The organism is Arenibacter lacus (assembly GCF_008711145.1).
GTDB classification, from domain to species: domain Bacteria; phylum Bacteroidota; class Bacteroidia; order Flavobacteriales; family Flavobacteriaceae; genus Arenibacter; species Arenibacter amylolyticus.
Genome location: NZ_VVIN01000175.1, coordinates 1 through 1171, shown reverse-complemented (window position 1 = coordinate 1171; position 1171 = coordinate 1). Strand labels below are relative to the sequence as shown.

Genomic DNA, 1171 nt, shown 5'->3' with positions numbered 1-1171 from the left:
CTGACGGTTTCGTATAAACGCAGTTACGGACAAAAATAGCGAAAAATTTCAAACGAGGCACAGACTTTAGCAATTCCGAGTGGATTCGGACGTAGTCGAATCCGCCGTAATTGCGGTTATACATTGTTGGCAATAGTATTTTCAATCATTATTTCATTCAGTTTTTGAGTGTCAGATTCCGCAAACTCATTTAAGTCAAGCGTAATTATTTTTCCATCAGATTTTGTCAAAGTCAAGATTTTTCCATTCAGTTCAGTCGCTTTGATTTCGTCAAATCGTAATGATTTCCCAAGAAATGATTTGATTCGAATTATGATTCCTTTGTTATTCCATTGAACAGTATTTTTATACCAAAAGAGTTTACTGAAATATATGGCTTGTGATAAAAATCCAGTCGCACTTATATATTTATAGATTTTTTCATTTTCAAATTCAAATGGTTCAACTATTCCGATTACTATAAAAATCAATGATAAGATTATCAGTATAATCCAATAATTCCCTTTTCCTAAATGGTCAAAATGTATTCGTTTCATTTCCGTTCAGTTATATTATTGCCAACGTTAAGGCTATGATTTCGGTCTGGGAAATCCGTTAGGATTTTCTGGTAATGAAATCGTGCCGACTTAAAAGTAATGAATTTTATCTTTTGAATAATGCAAGACTGAATTATAGCCACTGTTGAACTAAACCTAAAGGTAGCTTCAAGCAAGATTTCCCCTGCTGTTCACTACCTTTAGGTATTGTCTAATTAATTCATTGTAAGTTATGAAAAAAAAGTAGTACCCTCATAGATAGGGCCTGTAATTCCGTTCCAGAATTTAATGAACTGTACCGTAAGTTAAGACGGTCTATCGAGCTTTCCGGTAAGAGCCAAAGTACCCTTACCAATTATGCGCGTTGCCTAGCGCATATATCCCTGCATTTTAACTGTAGTCCGTTGGATCTTGACCAGGAGCAGGTCTTGGATTACCTGCACGTTTTGAAATCCCAACGCAAGACTCCATCGGAGAGTTTCTTCAAGCATACGGTCTATGGGCTTCGCTATGCTTATCGCATTTTCGGTATGAAGGAGATGCGTGTGGTGCTGCCTTCGATAGAACGACCAAAAAAGCTGCCGGTAGTATTGAGCCACAATGAGGTGAGGCAGCTCCTCAAGGCCCCTAAACTG

General features: G+C 37.6%; 2 protein-coding genes. One reads left to right on the top strand and one right to left on the bottom strand.

What is annotated here, in order from left to right; genetic code table 11:
- Nucleotides 1-116: 116 nt before the first annotated feature.
- Complete coding sequence (locus F1E73_RS17010) at nucleotides 117-536, bottom strand: hypothetical protein (RefSeq protein ID WP_150452662.1); 420 nt, start codon at nucleotides 534-536, stop codon at nucleotides 117-119.
- A 254-nt stretch (nucleotides 537-790) separates the two neighbouring features.
- On the opposite strand from F1E73_RS17010, the gene F1E73_RS17005 reads away from it, so the two are divergent.
- A partial coding sequence (locus F1E73_RS17005) for a phage integrase N-terminal SAM-like domain-containing protein (protein WP_317132996.1) occupies nucleotides 791-1171 on the top strand: 381 nt, incomplete at its 3' end.

Excerpts from the sequence above, each read along its gene's own strand:
- F1E73_RS17010 (WP_150452662.1), bottom strand. The coding sequence starts at position 536 with ATGAAACGAATACATTTTGACCATTTAGGAAAAGGGAATTATTGGATT.